General features: G+C 60.4%; 12 protein-coding genes and 2 pseudogenes. 13 read left to right on the plus strand and 1 reads right to left on the minus strand.

Annotation, left to right across the window (positions count from 1 at the left end):
* Nucleotides 1-403: 403 nt before the first annotated feature.
* The 8 genes from glgA (at nucleotide 404) to ICA16_RS05185 (ending at nucleotide 16,436) form a co-directional block, all read left to right on the plus strand.
* Entirely contained in the window at nucleotides 404-1,990 is a 1,587-nt protein-coding gene (gene glgA, locus ICA16_RS05150; protein ID WP_210700116.1) for a glycogen synthase GlgA, read from the plus strand.
* Nucleotides 1,991-2,008: 18 nt separating this feature from the next.
* Entirely contained in the window at nucleotides 2,009-3,811 is a 1,803-nt protein-coding gene (gene treZ, locus ICA16_RS05155; protein ID WP_210700117.1) for a malto-oligosyltrehalose trehalohydrolase, read from the plus strand.
* Nucleotides 3,808-5,886, plus strand: a complete 2,079-nt coding sequence (malQ, locus tag ICA16_RS05160) for a 4-alpha-glucanotransferase (protein ID WP_150603150.1) — start codon at nucleotides 3,808-3,810, stop codon at nucleotides 5,884-5,886. Before treZ ends, malQ begins: the two co-directional genes overlap by 4 nt.
* Nucleotides 5,883-8,651 carry a malto-oligosyltrehalose synthase gene (locus ICA16_RS05165; RefSeq protein WP_210700118.1) on the plus strand — a complete coding sequence of 923 codons (2,769 nt, stop codon included), beginning with the start codon at nucleotides 5,883-5,885 and terminating at the stop codon, nucleotides 8,649-8,651. The genes malQ and ICA16_RS05165 overlap by 4 nt, the downstream gene beginning before the upstream one ends.
* Nucleotides 8,652-8,678: 27 nt before the next feature.
* Nucleotides 8,679-8,993 (plus strand): DUF2934 domain-containing protein, encoded by a 315-nt coding sequence (locus ICA16_RS05170; RefSeq protein WP_210700119.1) that lies wholly within the window; start codon nucleotides 8,679-8,681, stop codon nucleotides 8,991-8,993.
* 354 nt (nucleotides 8,994-9,347) lie between these two features.
* Nucleotides 9,348-11,507, plus strand: coding sequence for a glycogen debranching protein GlgX (glgX, locus tag ICA16_RS05175; protein ID WP_210700120.1), 2,160 nt, complete (start codon nucleotides 9,348-9,350; stop codon nucleotides 11,505-11,507).
* A gap of 1 nt (nucleotide 11,508) precedes the next feature.
* A complete protein-coding gene (locus tag ICA16_RS05180; protein ID WP_210554690.1) occupies nucleotides 11,509-12,507 on the plus strand; it encodes an acyl-CoA dehydrogenase family protein in 999 nt (332 codons plus the stop codon).
* Nucleotides 12,508-12,686: 179 nt separating this feature from the next.
* Nucleotides 12,687-16,436, plus strand: coding sequence for a hypothetical protein (locus ICA16_RS05185; RefSeq protein ID WP_210700121.1), 3,750 nt, complete (start codon nucleotides 12,687-12,689; stop codon nucleotides 16,434-16,436).
* 191 nt (nucleotides 16,437-16,627) lie between these two features.
* Here the strand turns inward: ICA16_RS05185 and ICA16_RS05190 are convergent.
* A pseudogene (locus tag ICA16_RS05190) lies at nucleotides 16,628-16,804 on the minus strand (transposase); the annotation flags it as partial.
* A 383-nt stretch (nucleotides 16,805-17,187) separates the two neighbouring features.
* Here ICA16_RS05190 and ICA16_RS05195 point away from each other — a divergent pair.
* The 5 genes and pseudogenes from ICA16_RS05195 (at nucleotide 17,188) to ICA16_RS05215 (ending at nucleotide 20,116) form a co-directional block, all read left to right on the plus strand.
* Nucleotides 17,188-17,562, plus strand: coding sequence for a DUF6124 family protein (locus ICA16_RS05195; protein WP_210700122.1), 375 nt, complete (start codon nucleotides 17,188-17,190; stop codon nucleotides 17,560-17,562).
* 298 nt (nucleotides 17,563-17,860) lie between these two features.
* Nucleotides 17,861-18,046 (plus strand): annotated as a pseudogene (locus ICA16_RS05200) (endonuclease/exonuclease/phosphatase family protein); the annotation flags it as partial.
* Nucleotides 18,047-18,066: 20 nt separating this feature from the next.
* Nucleotides 18,067-18,837: a PIG-L deacetylase family protein gene (locus ICA16_RS05205; RefSeq protein WP_210700123.1), complete on the plus strand. Its 771-nt coding sequence runs from the start codon at nucleotides 18,067-18,069 to the stop codon at nucleotides 18,835-18,837.
* Nucleotides 18,834-19,433, plus strand: coding sequence for an SAM-dependent methyltransferase (locus tag ICA16_RS05210; RefSeq protein ID WP_210700124.1), 600 nt, complete (start codon nucleotides 18,834-18,836; stop codon nucleotides 19,431-19,433). The genes ICA16_RS05205 and ICA16_RS05210 overlap by 4 nt, the downstream gene beginning before the upstream one ends.
* A complete protein-coding gene (locus ICA16_RS05215; RefSeq protein WP_210700125.1) occupies nucleotides 19,430-20,116 on the plus strand; it encodes a glycosyltransferase family 2 protein in 687 nt (228 codons plus the stop codon). Before ICA16_RS05210 ends, ICA16_RS05215 begins: the two co-directional genes overlap by 4 nt.
* Nucleotides 20,117-20,144: the final 28 nt, after the last annotated feature.

Raw genomic sequence — 20,144 nt, forward strand, 5'->3', positions numbered from 1 at the left:
GTCACCGTTTTGATCCCTCCAAGCAAAAAAACCTGCCCTTCGTCGGTGCGTTTCCCCCTGCACACCTCCACTCGCAACACTGTGTAACCGATTGTCGAACAATTTACCCATTTGCTCTGGCCCGCTCTAGGATCTGGCCTAGACTCATTTTCGCGGGGTAAAACCGCCCGGTCGCAAACTCGAAAATTAGTCGAAACTTTTGCTGATCCCGGCGGGTCATCTCAAAGGTAGGGCTTAAGCGAGTGGTGCAATCCTTGCAATGGCCTCTCCACCCATTCTGCTTTGCGCGTGTTGGGTAGCGTTTGCTCCCCCCTGCGCGGTGCGTTTGCGCCCGGCCACAGGATTTGGCCATGGACATCGTTTGTTTGAGACAAGAATCAGATCAACAACACGGGAGATTCATATGATCAGTGCGGCATTGGACATTCAGGGAGAACGTGCTCAGCAGTCGATAGGCGAAGCGAGCACCGTCAGCATTCCCGGCAGCCGGTCGATCAACGTCCCGAGCAGCAAAACGCTGACACCGGTAGCTAGTCAGAACCCCAACAAGAAAAAAGTTTTGTTCGTGACCTCGGAAATCGCCGATCTGGTGAAAACCGGCGGTCTGGGTGACGTGTCCGCCGCCCTGCCCCGCGCCATGGCGCATCTGCACGATGTACGGGTGTTAATCCCCGGTTACCCGCAGGTGATGCACAGCGAGAATCCGATCCACATCATCGGCGAACTCGGCGGCCATGCAGCACTGCCGCCGTGCAAGATCGGGCGCATGGACATGCCCGACGGGCTGGTGATCTACGTGTTGATCTGCCCTGAACTCTACGAGCGTGAAGGCTCGCCCTACGGCGCCAACAACGGCCGCGACTGGCCGGACAACCACATTCGCTTCGCACGTCTGGGCCTGGCCGCTGCCGATATCGCCGCCAACCTCGCACAAATTCACTGGTGCCCGGACCTGGTGCACGCCCACGACTGGCCGGCTGGCCTGGCGCCTGCTTACATGCACTGGCGCGGTCAGCGTACGCCAACCCTGTTCACCATCCACAACCTGGCTTATCAAGGCGTGACCAGCCTCGGCTCCTGCCCGGAACTCGGCATTCCCAACCATGCCCTGCAACAGGAAGGCATGGAGTTCTACGGCAAGATGTCGTTCCTCAAGGCCGGCATGGCCTATTCGAGCCACATCACCACGGTCAGCGCCACCTACGCGCAGGAAATCACCACCCCGGATTTCGGCTGCGGTCTAGACGGTTTTCTCGCCGCCAAGACCCAGCAAGGCTTGCTCAGTGGCATCCCCAACGGCATCGATGAAAGCTGGGACGCTGCAACCGACCCGCACCTGTTCGCGCCGTTCGCCATCGGCGACTGGGAAGGCAAAGCGGTCAATGCCTCGCACGTTCGCCAATTATTTGGCCTGAAAGACTCCACCGGCCCGCTGTTCGCCGTGGTATCGCGCCTTGTTTATCAGAAAGGCCTGGACCTGACCGAATCGGTCTCTGAGTACATCGTGCAGAACGGTGGGCAGATCGCGATCATCGGACGTGGCGAACCGGAAGAAGAACAGGCCATGCGTGAACTCGCGTTGCGCTTCCCAGGCCAGATCGGTGTGCGCATCGGCTTCAACGAAACCGACGCGCGCCGCATGTTTGCCGGCAGCGATTTCCTCTTGATGCCTTCGCGTTATGAGCCTTGTGGCCTCAGCCAGATGTACGCGCAGCGCTTCGGTTCACTGCCCGTGGCACGCAATACCGGGGGTCTGGCCGACACTATCGAGAACGGTATGACCGGGTTTCTTTTCGACGAATCCACGCCTGAAAGCTATCGCGAAGCGTTGAGCCGCGCGTTCAAGGTTTTCGCTTTCCCCGAACTGCTCAACGCCATGCGTTGCCGCGCCATGGCTGCGCCGTTCAACTGGTGCAAAGCGGTCGAACCGTACGCTGAACTTTACGAAAAACTGGTCGCCAAGGCGCTGGGTAAAGCTCACCACAAATAAGCAGGGAGTTTTTTAACGATGCCGTTACGGACCCAAGAGAACTGGCCCCACGGCGCGATCAAGCTGGACGCCGAACACACACAATTTGCGCTGTGGGCACCTGACGCGTTTTACGTCAGCGTTGAACTGGACAATGGAGAGTCGCTGCCGATGTTGCCTCAGGCAGACGGCTGGTTCGTGATCAAGACCCGCTGTCCCGCGGGCACTCGCTACCGCTACAACATCGATGGAGAGCTGGAGGTGCCCGACCCGGCCTCCCGAGCCCAGGATGGCGACATCAACCGCCACAGCGTGGTGGTCGACCCTCTCGCCTATCAGTGGCAAAACACTACCTGGCAAGGTCGCCCCTGGAACGAGGCAGTGATTTACGAACTGCACGTCGGCGCGCTCGGCGGCTTTGCTGCGGTTGAAACGCACTTGGCGCGACTTGCCGAACTGGGTATCACCGCCATCGAACTGATGCCGATTGCGCAGTTTCCCGGCGACCGTAATTGGGGCTACGACGGCGTCTTGCACTACGCACCGCAAGCGTCCTATGGCACGCCCGAACAACTCAAGCACCTGATCGATACCGCCCACAGCCATGGTCTGGCGGTGATTCTCGACGTGGTCTACAACCACTTCGGCCCCGATGGCAATTATCTGCACCGCTACGCCAAAGGCTTTTTCCGCGAGGACAAGCACACGCCGTGGGGCGCCGGGATCGATTTTCGTCGCCTGGAAATCCGCGATTTTTTCATTGAAAACGCTTTGATGTGGCTGCTCGAATACCGCTTCGACGGTTTACGTCTGGACGCGGTGCACGCCATTGAAGATCCGCAATTTTTGCGCGAACTGGCGCGACGCATCCGCCAGCAGATCGACGCGCCCCGGCATGTCTGGCTGACCGTGGAAAACGAGCTCAACCAGTCGAGCCTGCTCGAAGAGGAGTACGACGCGCAGTGGAACGATGACGGGCACAACGCCCTGCACGTGCTGCTGACCGGCGAAACCGATGCGTATTACGCCGATTACGCGCTGCAACCGACCGAGCAACTGGTGCGCTGCCTGAGCCAGGGCTTCGTGTTTCAGGGCCACATCACCCGCCATGGCGAACCTCGGGGCGAACCGAGTGAACATCTGCCGTCCACCGCTTTCGTGCTGTTCTTGCAGAACCACGACCAGATCGGCAACCGCGCCTTTGGCGAACGCCTGCATCAACTGGCCGACCCACGAGCCTTGCAGGCCGCTACCGTATTGCTGCTGCTATCGCCGATGATTCCGCTGATGTTCATGGGCGACGAGTTCGCCGCCGAACAGCCGTTCCTGTTTTTCACCAGCCATCATGGCGAACTGGCCGAGTTGGTGCGCGAAGGTCGTCGCAATGAATTCGCCGCGTTCAGTGCCTTCGCCGATCCGCATAAACGCGAGCAGATTCCCGACCCTAATGCCGCAGAGACCTTCCGCGCCTCGCAGCCGCGGCTGGAGGGTCAAGGCACGCCCGGGCAACAGGAAATGCACGAACTCTATCGTCAGCTGTTGCAGTTGCGCCATCAACACATCATCCCGCACCTCAGCGGCACTCAAGCCCTTGGCGCGCAAATGCTGGGCTATGCGGCAGTCAGTGCACGCTGGCGGCTGGGCGATGGCAGTGAGCTGCGAATCGACCTGAACCTCAGCGATACACCAGTGGTCAACCCTCCACGGACCGGCGCGGTGTGGCTGTTTCAAAAGCCGCCCGCCGTCGAACCGTCGAATGAAGGCCTGCTGCCCCCGTATTGCGCGCTCGTCAGCCTCACGGCCGCAAACCCCTTGCAACCTCTGAATGGAGAGCGCCTATGAGCGATGCGCAACTGGAAATTCTTGCCAGCCGAGCCGGCCTTGCCGTCGACTGGATTGACGCCAACGGGCGGCCACAAAAAGTCGCCCCGGCGGTGCTGCGCAATGTTCTGATCGGCCTCGGCCACCCCGCCAGCACGGCGCTGGAAATCGACGCCAGCCTGCTTGAATTGCAAAAAGTCCAGCAAGACCGCCACCTCCCGCCGCTGCTAACCAGTGACGTGGGCGTCAGCGTTGATCTGGCGCGCTATTTCAAACCCGAAACGCCGTGCGAGATCCACCTCGAAGACGGTTCGCGCATGAACCTAAAACTCGATTCCGAGGCCATGCTGCCAGGCGTCATTCCGGTCGGCTATCAGCAAGTGCACATCGACGATCAATTTTTCACCCTGGCCGTGGCCCCGGAACGCTGCTTCAGCGTCGGCGATGCGGTCGACAACCCAATCCCCCGCGCCTGGGGCCTGAGCGTGCAGTTGTATGGCTTGCGCCGGCCGGGTGATGGCGGTTTCGGCGACACTCAGGCGCTGGAAGAACTGGCCCGGGTTGCTGGCGAGCGCGGCGCCGATGCGCTGGCGATCAGCCCGCTGCACGCGATGTTCAGCGCCGACACCGGGCGCTATAGCCCTTATTCGCCGTCCAGTCGCTTGTTTCTCAATTCCCTGTATGCCGCACCCGGCGCGATTCTCGGCGAACGCGCCTTGCGTGATGCCATCGACAGCGCAGGTTTGGCGCAACAGTTCGCGCAACTGGAAGACCTGAAACTGGTCGATTGGCCGACCGCCGCCGACGCCAAACAAAAACTCCTGCAAGCCTTGTATCAAGGCTTTATCGCTGGCGACCATCCGTTGCACCCCGACTTCGCCAGTTTTCGCCACGCCGGTGGCGCAGCGCTGGAAAACCACTGCCGCTTTGAAGCCATTCAGGAAATGCGCGCCGCACGGGGCGAAAGCCTCGACTGGCGCGAATGGCCCGAGCACTGGCGCGACCCGCGTGGCGCAGCCCTCGGTGCATTCGCCGAGGAGTACGCCGAGCGCATCGGCTACTTCGCCTTTTGCCAATGGCTGATCCACCGCTGCCTGGAACGCGCGCAAACCGCTGCACGCAGTGCGGGCATGGGCATTGGCCTGATCGCCGACCTCGCGGTCGGTGCCGATGGCGGTGGCAGTCAGGCCTGGAGCTTTCAGGATGAACTGCTCGCCTCACTGACCGTTGGCGCGCCGCCGGACATCCTCAATCGTTCCGGTCAGGGCTGGGGGATTTCTGCGTTTTCTCCCGAAGGTCTGATTCGCAATGGTTTTCGTGCATTCATCGAAATGCTCCGTGCCAACTTCGCCCATGCCGGCGGCCTGCGCATCGACCATGTCATGGGCCTCCAGCGGTTGTGGGTGATTCCCAATGGATCGGCGCCGGCCGACGGTGCGTACCTGTATTACCCGGTGGATGATTTGCTGCGTTTGCTCACCCTTGAGTCCCATCGCCATCAAGCGATCGTCCTCGGTGAAGACCTCGGCACCGTGCCCGACGGCCTGCAGGAAAAACTCATCGCCCGCTCCATACTCGGCATGCGCGTACTGTTGTTCGAACAGAACAACACCCATTTCAAACCGATCCTCGACTGGCCGGACAACGCACTGGCGACCACCAGCACTCACGACCTGCCGACGCTCAACGGCTGGTGGCATGGCCGCGATATCGACTGGAACTCCCGACTCGGGTTTGTCGACGGCAACGGCGAAATCGAATGGCGCCGGTACCGCCAGCGTGAGCGCGAAGGCTTGCGCAGTGCCTTGAGTCAGGACCCGCAGAATTTTCGCGAAGAGTCCCACGAAGCCGATCAAATCGTCGACGCCGCCGTGCGTTACCTCGGCCATACCCGCGCACCGTTGGTGTTGCTGCCGCTGGAGGATGCGTTGGGCATCGACGAGCAAGCGAACCTGCCGGGCACGACTGACACGCACCCGAACTGGTCGCGGCGACTGCCCGGCAACAGCGAAGCACTGCTTGATGGTGTAGACGCCGCGCGGCGTCTGGAACTCCTGGCGTGCGCACGCCTTCAGGCTGCCGAGCGTGACCAATGAATCAATCGCTTATCCAACCGCTGCGCGCCACCCTGCGACTGCAATTTCACAAAGGTTTTACCCTGGAACAAGCGGTACCGCTGGTGCCGTATTTCGCCCGCCTCGGCATCAGTCACATCTACGCATCGCCTCTGCTCAAGGCGCGGGCCGGTTCGATGCACGGCTATGACGTTGTCGACCCGACGCAAGTCAATCCGGAGCTGGGTGGCGAGCCTGCGCTCAGGCATTTGGTCAGTACCCTGCGTGAACACGGCATGGGGCTGATCCTCGACATCGTGTCCAACCACATGGCGGTCGGCGGCAACGACAATCCGTGGTGGCTGGACTTGCTGGAGTGGGGGCGTCTGAGCCCTTACGGTGAGTTCTTCGACATTCAGTGGCACTCGCCGGACCCGTTGATGGAAGGCCAGTTGCTGCTGCCATTTCTGGGCAGCGATTATGGCGCCGCGTTGCAGGAAGGCACGCTCAAGCTGCAGTTCAATGCGCAAACCGGCGGCTTTTATGTCGAGCACTATGATCACCACTTCCCGATCTGCCCAAACGATTACGGCGAGCTGCTCAAATCCGAAGAAGCGCTGAAATCTCTGGCCGATCGTTTTAGGGCGTTGAGCTATCAGACCGATGCCCATTCGCTGGCCATTCCTCTGAAAGAAGAGCTGCAGCAACTGGCGAGCGAGCCGCAAATTCTCGAAGCCATCCACAGCAATCTGGCGCATTACGACTCCACCACCGAAGAGGGTTTCCAAAAGCTGCATCAGTTGTTGGAACGCCAGAGTTATCGCCTGGCCAGTTGGCGCACGGCGGCGGATGACATCAACTGGCGGCGCTTTTTCGACATCAACGAACTGGGCGGTTTGCGCGTCGAACGTCCGGCAGTCTTCGAAGCGACTCACGGCAAAATCTTCCAGTTGATCGCCGAAGGTTTGGTGGATGGCCTGCGTATCGACCATATCGACGGCCTCGCCGATCCACGCGGTTATTGCCGCAAACTGCGCCGCCGTGTCGATCTGCTCGCGCCGGGGCGTCATTTGCCGATCTACATCGAGAAGATCCTCGGTGCCGGCGAAACCCCGCGACGCGACTGGTCGGTGGATGGCACCACCGGTTACGAGTTCATGAATCAACTGTCGCTGCTGCAACACGATCCCGACGGTGAACACGTGCTCGGCGACTTGTGGCAACGCCGCACCGAACGCCCTGCCGCGTTCATCGAAGAGGCGCAACTGGCGCGTCAACAGATCCTCAACGGCTCGCTGGCCAGCGATTGCGAAAGTGTCGCGCAGGCGTTACTGCAAGTGGCCCGCGATGACTTGATGACCCGCGACCTGACCCTCGGCTCGATCCGCCGCGTCTTGCAGGCGTTGATCGTGCACTTCCCGGTCTATCGCACCTACATCAGCGCGATGGGCCGCTCGGCGCAGGATGAGGTGTTTTTCCAGCAAGCCATGGACGGTGCGCGGCAGGCTCTCGGCGAAGGCGACTGGCCGGTGCTCGACTGCGTCGCAGCCTGGCTCGGTGGCACGCCGTGGCGGCAGAAGCCGCGTGGGCGTTCACGCAAGATCCTCAAACACGCTTGCGTACGCTTCCAGCAACTGACGTCGCCGGCAGCCGCCAAAGCCGTGGAAGACACGGCGCTGTATCGTTCGGCCGTGCTGTTGTCGCGCAATGACGTCGGCTACAACACCGAACAGTTCAGCGCACCGGTCAGCGATTTCCACGAGATCAATCAGCAGCGTCTGCAGCAGTTTCCCGACAACCTGCTAGCCACCGCCACCCACGATCACAAACGCGGCGAAGACACCCGCGCGCGCCTCGCTGTTCTCAGCGAGCGCAGCCACTGGTACGCCGAGCAGATCGAACTGTGGCGCGCCCTCGCCCGCCCGGTGCGCAGTGACGATCAAATGCCGTCGACCGGCGATGAGCTGATTCTCTATCAAGCCCTGCTCGGCAGTTGGCCGCTGGATCTGCACGATGGCGATCAGGCCGGATTTGCCGACTACGCCAAACGCATCTGGCAGTGGCAGCAAAAAGCGCTGCGCGAAGCCAAGCTGCAAAGCAGTTGGAGCGCTCCCAACGAAGCCTATGAAAACGCCGCGCAGTCGTTCACCGAAAAACTGCTCACCGGCGAAGAAGGCGAACTGCTGCGCGCGGCCCTGCACAAGACCGTCAACAGCATCGCTGCTGCTGGCGCGCTCAATGGCTTGGCGCAGACTTTGCTGCGCATGACTGTGCCGGGTGTGCCGGATTTGTATCAGGGCAACGAGTTCTGGGACTTCAGCCTGGTCGATCCGGACAACCGCCGGCCGGTGGATTACGCCGCTCGCGAGCAGGCACTGGACGCACAGTTGCCGGCCGGGGAGTTGCTGCACGATTGGCGTGACGGGCGCATCAAGCAGGCCTTGATTGCTCAGGTGCTGAACCTGCGCGTCGAGCATGCCGAATTGTTCCGCCGCGGCTCGTATCAGGCCCTGGAGGTGCTGGGCAGTCAGGCGCACAACGTGCTCGCGTTTGCCCGTGAAAATGAGGGGCAGCGCGCCATCGTGATCGTGCCGATTCGCAGCGCCAGCTTGCTGGAAAACAGTGCTGTACCGCAGGTCGATGCGCTGCGCTGGGGCGATACGCGAGTGGTTTTACCGTTCGCCGCCTCCGAAACAAACTTGAAGGGACTTTTCGCAACCTGCGCAGTCACAAAAAACAGGGAGTTGAAAGTCAGCGACGCGCTGGGGGATGTCCCGGTCAATCTCTATATCCAACACTTAACCTAAGCGTGAGTTCAGTTCAGGAGTATTGCGATGAGTACCGACGATAAACGCATTCGCGAATTCGCCTATCAGATCTGGGAATCTGAAGGTCAACCGCAAGGCCAGGAAGAACGCCATTGGGAGATGGCGCGCAAACTGGCCCAGGCCGAAGCACTGGCGCCGAAGAAGTCGCCGAAGGCTGCGGGCAGCAAAGCTGCCGGCAAGACTACTGAAGCGAAAGCTTCAGCCGCCAAACCAAAAGCCCCGGCCAAAGCCAAACCGGCGAGCGCCGCGTCGGTGATCCCGCCGGGCGAAAAAGCCGCCGAGAAAAAACCGCGAGCAGCACGCAAGCCTCCGGCGAACTGAAGCTCTCCCGAGTATTGAACTGATCGACCGTGTGGCGGGTTTGCTCGCCACCGAGGGCGCGCTCGCCCTGAAAAAAGCACACAAAACCCTTGTGAACATGGGCTTTTGTGGTGAGGGGATTTATCCCCGACGGGTCGCGAACCGGCCCTAAAGGCAGCAAACGCTGAACATCAGATAAACCGCGTTGAATGGTTTAGCGACTGCTTCGCAGCCGATCGGGGATAAATCCCCTCACCACAGGGTTTCGGCTGCAGGGAGTTCGAATCACAAGGAACTCTTCACCACAGGCAGCCGCCAAAGTATCTCAACAAGGTTTTGTTTCACCCCAGAATTCACCGTTTTGCAGGAGCAATCATGACCCGTCCAAATAAAGCCGAGCCCGCCACGCACGCCGAGCCATCGAGAATCCGTGAAGGTCTGCCCTTCCCGCTCGGCGCGACCTGGGATGGCCTGGGGGTGAACTTTGCCCTGTTCTCCGCCAACGCCACCAAGGTCGAACTGTGCATCTTCGATGACGCAGGCGAAGTCGAACTCGAACGCATCGAACTCCCTGAATACACCGACGAGATCTACCACGGCTACCTGCCCGACGCGCACCCGGGGCTGATCTACGGCTACCGCGTTTATGGCGCGTACGATCCGGCCAACGGCCACCGCTTTAACCACAACAAACTGCTGATCGACCCTTACGCCAAACAACTGGTCGGCGAACTGAAATGGTCGGAAGCACTGTTCGGCTACACCATCGGCCACCCCGACGCTGACCTCAGTTTCGACGAACGCGACAGCGCCCCGTTCGTGCCCAAGTGCAAGGTCATCGACCCTGCCCACACCTGGGGCAACGACCAGCGCGTCAGCGTGCCGTGGGACAAAACCATCATCTATGAGACCCATGTGCGCGGCATCAGCATGCGGCATCCATCGGTGCCGGAAAACGTGCGCGGCACCTTCGCCGGGCTGATGAATGACGATGTGCTCAAGCACATCCGCAGCGTCGGGGTTTCGTCGGTGGAACTGCTGCCGATCCATGCTTTCGTCAATGACCAGCATCTGCTGCACAAGGGCATGACCAATTACTGGGGTTACAACAGCATCGCGTTCTTCGCCCCGGACCCGCGTTATCTGGCCAGCGGCAAGATCGCCGAGTTCAAGGAGATGGTCGCGCACCTGCACGAAGCCAATCTCGAAGTTATCCTCGACGTGGTCTACAACCACACCGCCGAGGGCAACGAGCAAGGTCCGACGCTGTCGATGCGCGGTATCGACAACGCGTCGTACTACCGCCTGATGCCAGATGACAAACGCTATTACATCAACGATTCCGGCACCGGCAACACGCTGGATCTGAGTCACCCGTGCGTGCTGCAAATGGTCACCGACTCCCTGCGTTACTGGGCCAGTGAAATGCATGTCGACGGCTTCCGCTTCGACCTCGCGACCATTCTCGGTCGCTATCACGACGGTTTCGACGAGCGTCACAGCTTCCTTGTGGCCTGCCGTCAGGACCCGGTGCTGCGTCAGGTGAAAATGATTGCCGAACCGTGGGACTGCGGCCCCGGTGGTTACCAGGTCGGTAACTTCCCGCCGGGCTGGGTCGAGTGGAACGACAAGTTCCGCGATACCGTGCGTGCGTTCTGGAAAGGTGACGACGGCCAGGTGGCCGACTTCGCCGCCCGCATGACCGCATCCGGCGAGATGTTCAACCAGCGTGGACGCCGGCCATATTCGTCGGTGAACTTCATCACCGCCCACGACGGCTTCACCCTCAATGACTTGGTGTCGTACAACGACAAGCACAACGAGGCCAACGACGAGAACAATCAGGACGGCAGCAACAACAACCTGTCGTGGAACCATGGCGTCGAAGGCCCGACCGACGATCCCGAGATCAATGCCCTGCGCCATCGGCAGATGCGCAACTTCTTCGCCACTCTGCTGCTGTCCCAAGGCACACCGATGATCGTCGCCGGTGACGAGTTCGCGCGGACTCAGGACGGCAACAACAACGCGTATTGCCAGGACAGCGAAATCGGCTGGGTCAATTGGGACCTGAGCGAAGACGGCAAAGCCCTGCTGAAGTTCGTCAAACGCCTGATCAAGCTGCGCCTCGCTTACCCGATTCTGCGTCGTGGCCGTTTCCTGGTCGGGGAATACAACGAAGACATCGGTGTCAAGGACGTGACCTGGCTCGCACCCGATGCCACCGAGATGACCACCGAGCATTGGCACGACGCCAATAACCGTTGCCTGGGCATGCTGCTCGATGGCCGCGCGCAGGAAACCGGCATTCGCCGCAAAGGCGCCGATGCGACCCTGTTGCTGGTGGTCAACGCCCATCACGACGTCGTCAACTTCTCCTTGCCGGAAGTGCCTGAAGGCAGTTTCTGGACATGCATGATCGACACCAATCAGCCGTCGATCCGTGGTCAGGAACGATTCGACTTTGGCCACGAGTACTCGGTCACCGGGCGCTCGCTGCTGCTGTTTGAACTGCAACGTGATGAAGAAGATTGATATGGACTTGCAAACCTATCTCGCCCGCCGCCCCCCGGGCTACAGCGATACCGTAGCGCTTGGTGGTTGCCTGCGGGCGATGGTCGAAGCCGGGCTAGACCGCTTGCCGCTACCGGGCAGCGGTCACACGCTGCAGCGGTGGCAGCATTTGGCGGATGTCGGCGGCCACGATTTGGGGCTGTGCAAACTCTATGAAGGCCACACCGATGCGCTGGCCATCATCGAGCAACTGGGCGGTTCGCCAACGCCGGGCAGCACGTGGGGCATGTGGGCGGCAGAACCGCCGCAAGCACGAGTGCAAGTGCGGCCCGACGGGCACCTGGTGACCTTGCATGGACGCAAGGCCTGGTGTTCCGGCGCCGCAGTGCTTAGCCATGCGCTGCTCACCGCGTGGGACGCCGACGATCAACAGCAACTGGTTGCGGTCGCGCTCGATCAACCGGGCGTGACCATCACCGATCAAGGCTGGGATGCTGTCGGGATGGGCGCCACCGGCAGCGTCGAAGTGTTGTTCGACGGCGCGCAAGCTCAGGCCATCGGCATTCCCGGCGATTACCTGCAACGTCCGGGGTTTTGGCAAGGCGGAATCGGCATCGCCGCCTGCTGGTATGGCGCGGCACGGCAGATTGCCGAGGCGTTGCGCCAACAATGTGCGCAACGGCAAGAGCCACACGCCCTCGCCCACCTCGGCGCGGTCGACACGACGTTGCAAGCCGCCGCCGACGTCCTGCGGTTCAGCGCCTTGCACATCGACGCGCACCCTGAAGACGACGCCGAACTCCTCGCCCGTCGCGCTCGCGCCGTGGTCGAACAGTCGGCTGAGCAGGTGATGCGCGAGGTTGGCCGTGCACTGGGTGCCGGGCCGTTTTGCAAGGATCGGCATTTCGCCCGTTTGATCGCCGACCTGCCGGTCTTCCTGCGGCAAAGCCACGCCGAACGCGACCTCGCCGCCCTCGGCCAAATCGTTGCCGCGCAATCAGCAGAGGCCTGGACGCTATGAAATTGTTTTCGTCTGACCTCCCCCTGTAGGAGCTGCCGAAGGCTGCGATCTTTTGATCTTTTGATCTTTGACTTTCGCACGGATGACCATTCGTCGGCACCTGTCAGATCTGACAGGTGCGCGATTCATCCAACCCGCGTTCAATAACTCCGTCACCTACCCGACCGGAGTTCCCGCCCATGTCCACCCCTCAAATACCTGACAACAGCACCCTGGTTCACAAGGAAATCGACATCCCCGGCCGCACCGGCCCGGTGTCCTTGAGGCCGACGGTATGGGGGATTAACCGGGCAGCCGCGCTTGATAACTTCCCCCGCCAGGGCATGTTGTGTAGGGCCGGGCCGTGGAGCTTGATGGGGGTTGGCGACAAACTGACGATCATTATGGGCGGCGATCAGGTCCGGCAAGTCACCATCGACAAGGACGAGGTCGATAAAGAACTGCAGATGTTCGTGCCTTCGGCACGCCTCACCGAAGGGACGCACACCATTTCCTACACCGTCACCCGCCTCAACCAAGGCGCCGAGCCTTCGGAGGTGATGGACGTTCTGATCAAACTCACCCGCCCCGGCGGCCATGACGAAACCGAAGGGCCGGGCCATTCGGAGCTGATCATGAGCATCCCGAAGGACATCATCCAAGGCGGCATTGACAAGGACAACGTCGCCGCCGGCGTGCCGATCACCATCGGCAACGATGACGGCTTGCCGCCTTATCCGAACGCGGCGACCGGTGATCAGATCCAGGTGTCCTGGGGTGGCGTCTTTGTGCTCAGCGAACGGCTGACCCATGAACAGGCCGAGGGCAAAGACAAGATCATCGTTCACATCGACAAGGACATCATCCTTAAGGCCGAAGACTCCGATCAGACGGGTCTGGCGGTGGCCTTCGAGGTCTACGACCTGGTGGACAACCGCTCCTCGGACTGGAGCTTTGCGCAACGCGTGGTGGTCACCACCGACGTAACCCGATTGGTGGCACCGCTGCACGAAAAAGCCGTGAACAACGTGTTGGATGTCAAGGACCTGAAGGGTACCCACAGCAATGCGCAGATCGTGGCCTTTGACCTCGACACATTCAAAGAGGGCGACATCATCATATTGCGACTCAGGTGCACTCCGATGGAGGGCGCCCCGATCGATATCGAGATACCTGGCGAGCCGTTGTTCAACTTGCCAAGCATTCACCTGATGCCGGTGCCAAACGCTTTACTGCGGCTAATGGCCCAGTCCCTGCTCGCGATGTCCTACCGGGTGAAAAAGGCCGATGGCTCCCCCGACCTGCGATCCAAGACCCGGTTCATCAGCGTCATCGGCGAGTTGCAGCGGCTCGCGGCGCCAGTTGCGCTGGATGCGGTGTCGGGTGCGCTCGATCCGGAGTTGGCAACGGTGCGCATCAAAATTCCGTTCGACGACTCCTTCGCCGAAGGTCAGGCGATCCAGCTGTACTGGCTCGGCACCCGTCCGGACTTGACCCCCTACCTGCCCGATCTGTTGCTGCGCTCAATCACCCAAGGCGACGTCACGGCCAAACAGCCGCTGTTTATGAACATCCGTGGCTCGGAGCACCTGCCCCCGATCACCGGCGGCCAGCTGGAGTTGTACTACCGGGTGCTCATCGACGACTCGGTGCTCGGCACGATGAACCGGGTCAACCAGACCCACGCCATCCGCGAATCGATCCACGCCGAGATCCTGCAAATCGGCGAGCCGCGCCTGGAACTGCCAGAGCCGAAAGTGGACGGCGTCGTCGACGGCGTCCTGCCCCCCGACACCAACGGCACCACCCTGACCGTGGAATACCGGGACACGGCCAAAGGCGACGTAGTGACCTATAAATGGTTCGGCTCCAAAACCGGAGAGGCCAGCGACTCTGTCACGCTGAGCTCGTTCACCGCCGGCCAGCCGATTCCGTTCCCGATCAAGGCCGAACTGATCAAGGGCAATGAAGGCGGCATGGTGTCGGCGTCTTACTCCATCAAACGGGCGGCGGGAGGGACGAGTTATTCCAATGCGCTGGAGTTTCATGTCGGCGTGGCGCTGGAGCTGGAAGCGCCCTCCATCAAGCAGGCACCGGATGGTGACAGTCTTGACCCGTTGGCGGCGCAGGACGAGCTCACCGCCGTGATCGATTACCCCGGCATGCTTGAAGGTGACAAGATCATCGTCACCTTTACCGGCGCCCCCGGAACCCCCGCCAGTGGCTCGCACACCACTGCGCCAATGACCGTTACAACGGTTGGCCCGCAGGACATTGCGCTGCTGGTTACGGTGCTTGCCTTTAACCTCGGCAAAGAGGTGAAAGTGAGATACGCCGTAACCCGTGACGGCATGTCCAAAGAGTCGGATCCGTTAATGCTTGCCGTACTGCCAATCAAGGACGAGGACAGTGGCCTGCCGACCCCGGCAATCGATGGTGCCGTGGGTGACGAGCTCGATGTGAACGCGCTGAACGAGCAAGCCCGGACCCGGGTGCCGGGCTGGCCGTTTATTGCCGAGGGCCAGACGCTGTGGCTGCGGTATTTTGGCACTGAAGAAGATGGTTCGACTTTTACTCATGAGACCTATGTGGCGACCACAATTCCGGCGGACGGCGTACCGGGAGGGGTGCTGCCGCGAGCTCCAGTGGCGGAATTGAGAAAGCTCAAGGACGGCTCGTCATTGCGGATCGAGTTCAAGGTCGGATTTGAGGGCAACAGCGATGAAAGTACGGCAGTGGTTTTTCCGGTTCGCACTTACACCGTCAACGCCGTCCAGGACATCAAACCGCAAATTTCATCGGTCAAAGGCTCGCCTAGCGGAGTCGAAATCGTGTCAGGCGGGACCACTGTGGAAACAGCCGTGACCTTGACCGGCAGCGCCGCCAAAGGCCAGAAAGTCGACGTGTTAGACGGTACAACGTCCAAAGGTCAACCCATCGCCGATCGGACGACAGGTATCTGGAAGTTGACCATTACCGGATTAAGCGTGGCTGCGCACAGTTTTACCGCCAAAGCGCTTTATGGTAGTGGCCTCACCTCCGATCCACGCACCATTACCGTGATTGCGGAGCAAAAGCCCGTCATCAGCAAGGTTACCGGCAGCAACGGTACCGATATTCCACACAATGGGAGCACCGTCGACACCCGCGTGACGCTGACGGGGAGCGCCACCCCAAATCTCGAGGTGGATATCCTCGATGGCGCCACTTCGCTCGGTAAGGTGTCGGTCAATACCTCTGGCATCTGGACCAAGGCCGTCACCGGCCTGGCGGCCGTCACCCACACCTTCACCGCCAAGGCAACCTACGGCTCCGGCCTCGTCTCCGATCCACGCATCATTACTGTGATTGCAGTGCAAAGACCCGTCATCACCAAGGTTGCCGGCAGCAACGGCGTCAATATCCCAGACAACGGCAGCACCTACGACACCCGCTTGACACTCACAGGGACCGCCACCCCAAATCAAGAGGGGAAGTTGTGGAATGGTGCCAGCAATTTGATTGGTGAGGTGTCGATTAATAGCTCCGGCATCTGGACGACGACCGTCACCGGCTTGAGGTTCGCCAGCCACGCATTCTATGTATCAGCCAACAATCTCCAATCCATGCCAGCACGCATTGTTACCGTAATCGATGCAACTCCTCCAAAGATCGTCGGTATATACGGAAGTCACGACGACACCCCAGGAGAGACTTTCATACCTAGTGGTGGTACATGGTCAAAAACTCTCATTCGCGTAGTAATGACAGGCGCCCCCGGCCGAACAGTGAACGTGTATAACACAAACCAAACACCATCAAGATCAATAACATTTGATGCCAATGGATCAGGGAGTTATGGACCATTCCATGGGGGCCCCATGAACTCAGGCCCCCATTCATGGTACGTAATCGATTCTATAACAGGTACCCGGTCTAACAACTGGGCACTCACATGGAAATATCCTTAGATGCTCTGAAATAGCCGGATGTGTTCCGGCTATCGAGTAGTCAACACTTTTCAAAAACGACGCATGTCGAAATTTGTTCAATGATTTTCGCTTTTCTACCCTTTCGGCCGCTGCAAAGTCCTTTGCAGCGGCCACTTCCTGCATTACACGTGCACCTCTCCTGCGTTCGCCAACAAATATCGGCCGGCCATTCACAGGTTTGACAGGGCGAACAACGTCAACATCTGCGCGGTGTTCTTGGCCAAGCCCCAAAAGCTCACTTTTTTATAGCCAAACTTACGTTTGATTAACCCAAATGTGTGCTCAACCCTGGTGCGAACCTGGGCCTTAGCCTATTCGTTCTTGCGGATCGCCTTGTACAAAACACTGTGTACTCCCATGCCGAGCTCTCAATGAGCTGCCGAAGGCTGCGATCTTTAGCTTTTAAACGATGATGTTTAAAAGACACCTCAAGACACGGGATCCAGGCTACGAATCCTTGCGCATTTGCCTACAGCTACGCCAGAATCCGCCGGCTTGTGCGCTTTGGAGGCGGGTTCTATTGTGGGTTGGTCGCTGATTCATCAGCGATCGGGTCTCGCAGCCCGATGATCTCTGGACGCACAACACCCGTCGTTGCTATGGCGGCTGTACGTGGGAGACCTTAGGGTCTGCCGGTTCTAGAGTCCCGGTCTGCGACCCGCGTATAGCTGCCACCTATTTCGTATCGCAGCGAAATGTGGCGGCTCCGTTGACTCTAGGAGCTTTATCAATGATTAAACCAACACCCAACCCGCCCGAAACCGACCCCACCTCCCCCTACGAATCCCTCGATTCCAAAAAACTCAACGAAGCCGCCGATCGCGCCCTCGATCACTATCTCTGCCCACCCGGCTCCACCCCACCGCCACGCCAAACCCGCAGGATGTACGCCGTTACCGCAGACTTCAAAAACGAGGAACTGCTGGTCGATGCCTGCGAAACACTCGCCTCAGCCAAAACCATCGCCAATGACTTCGCCCGCCTCTTGCCAGCGTCGCAACGCAGGACGCTGTTGGGGATTGCGCAATTGATCATGCTCGGCGAGTTGGCGGTGAATCGCGTGCTGGATAATCTGGAGTTGCCCGAAAACGCCAGTCCTCGATAAGACGCCGCCCCTGTGGCGAGGGGATTTATCCCCGATGGGCTGCGCAGCAGCCCCCCAAACCTGAAACTTCGATACATCAGGAATATCTCACGCGCAGGTTTTGGGGCTGCTGCGCAGCCATCGGGGATAAATCCCCTCGCCACAAATGGGGTTGCTCCACCATCGGGTGGGTGCGCGCATTCCGACGGAACTGCCACACCCACCCACCAGTCGCATGAACAGGCACTCAGGATTCAGAGGAGTAACCGTGTTCAGCGATCCCCAGCCTCACCTCGTCGACTTCCCCGCCATCCACCGCATGCGGGGGCTGACGGTCAATACCCACAAGGGTTTCACTGCGTTCAGCCGGTGCTTCATCCTGCCGGAATTGCATAAAGTGGTGCGCAGCACTTCGGCCGATCTGGTGTTTTTGCAGGAAGTGGTGGGTGAACACGAGCGGCATTCGAACCGCTACAACGAATGGCAGCAAACTTCGCAATACGAATCCGCAGAGGCCTGGACGCTATGAACGCCGCGAAGAAAGACAACCCGATCGTCGGCCATGGCACGTCTCTGCAGCAATGGCAGAACTCGCGGCATCTGGCGGAACTGGACACCATCAATATTCTCGAGCTTGTGCCTGCGGGCGCCCGGGCGGTGATCATTGCCCCGCACCCGGACGATGAAGTGCTGGGCTGTGGCGGCATGCTGCAATTGCTCGCCGCCGCCGAGCGGCCGTTGCAACTGATCTCGGTCACCGACGGCTGTGCCAGTCACCCCGGCTCGGAGCGCTGGCCGGTCGAACGACTGAGCGTGATCCGTCCGCAGGAGTCCGCCGAAGCCTTGCGCCGCCTCGGCCTGCCGATGCATCAACTAAAGTGGCTGCGCGGTGGTTTCGCCGACACCCAAGTGGCCGCTCAGGAATCTGCGTTAAGTGAATTTATCGAACGCCATCTGCGCCCCAACGACGTGGTCTTCACCACTTGGCGCGAGGATGGTCATTGCGATCACGAAGCCGTAGGCCGCGCCAGCGCTACAGCTGCGCGAAGAGCCGGCGCAACCTGCCACGAACTGCCGGTGTGGACGTGGCATTGGGCATCCCCCGAAGACGCGGTTGTCCCGTGGCATCGGGCCCGCAAGATTCTACTGACCCCCGAACAAGTCGCACGCAAACGCCACGCGGTGCACGCTTTTGCCAGTCAACTTGAAGGTGATCCCGCAGCCGGACTCGCTCCGGTGCTGGCGCCGCATATTCTCGAGCGTCTGCTGCAACCTTTCGAAGTGGTGTTTCTATGAGCGTCGAGGATCGTTATTTCGAAGGCCTGTTCGCCGGCAACGACGACCCGTGGGCGTTCCGCCAGCGCTGGTACGAACAGCGCAAACGCGCAATTACCCTCGCGGCGTTGCCCCGCCCGCACTATCGGGCGATTTTCGAACCGGGCTGCGCCAACGGCGAATTGAGCGCCGAACTCGCCGGCCGTTGTGACCGACTGTTGTGCTGCGACACGGCGAGCGCGGCAGTAAAACTGGCGCGAACCCGATTGGGTCAGTTTGATCACGCCGAAGTCCGCCAAAGTCGCTTGCCCGGCGACTGGCCGGAGGAAAAATTCGACCTGATTGTATTTAGCGAAATCGGCTACTACCTCGACAGCAAGGATCTGACAGAAGTGATCCGTCGAATCAACGATTCCCTGACGGCCGACGGCCAATTATTGGCCTGTCACTGGCGCCCGCCCATTGAGGGCTGCCCGCTGAACGCACGGCAGGTTCACGATCTGATTCACGAACAATTGCGGCTGCCGCGTGTGGCACTGCACCAGGAGGCGGACTTTATTCTCGAGGTGTGGAACCGCGAACCGCGCTCAGTGGCGGCGTTGGAGGGTCTGCGATGATTGGCATTCTGATCCCGGCGCACAACGAAGAAGACCTGCTCGACGAATGCCTGAGTGCCGCCATGCGCGCCAGCCGGCACGGCTTGCTGGCCGGTGAGCGGGTCGAAGTGCTGGTGGTGCTCGACAGCTGCACTGATCGCTCTGCGCAAATCGTCAACAATTATCCGGTGTTGAGTTTGCACATCGAGGCACGCAACGTTGGCCAGGCCCGTGCCGCCGGTGCCCAGCTGTTACTGGAGCGCGGCGCGCGCTGGATCTCCTGCTCGGATGCTGACAGCCGCGTCGCCGATGACTGGCTGGTGGCTCAGCTCGGGCTTGGCGCGGACGCGGTGTGCGGCACGGTCACCGTCGAGCGCTGGCATGAGTCGTTCGATGAAGCGGCGCAGATCCACTACCACCGAAACTATCGGGCCTGCGAGGGTCATCGGCATATCCATGGCGCCAATCTGGGCATCAGCGCAGACGCCTATCGGTGGGCCGGAGGCTTTAAACCGCTGGCCTGTGACGAAGATGTGCAACTGGTCCGCGAGCTGGAACTGGTGGGCGCCAACATCGCCTGGAGCCATCGCCCGCAGGTTCACACCAGCGCTCGCCTGGACAGTCGGGCCCGCGGCGGTTTTGGTGACTACTTGCGTCATTTGGCACAGTTGGAAGCAAAAAAACCGGATCAGATTGATCTGTGACGCGACGAATGTGAGTTCATGGGCAATA

It is taken from the genome of Pseudomonas anatoliensis (genome assembly GCF_017976235.1).
Classification (GTDB): domain Bacteria; phylum Pseudomonadota; class Gammaproteobacteria; order Pseudomonadales; family Pseudomonadaceae; genus Aquipseudomonas; species Aquipseudomonas anatoliensis.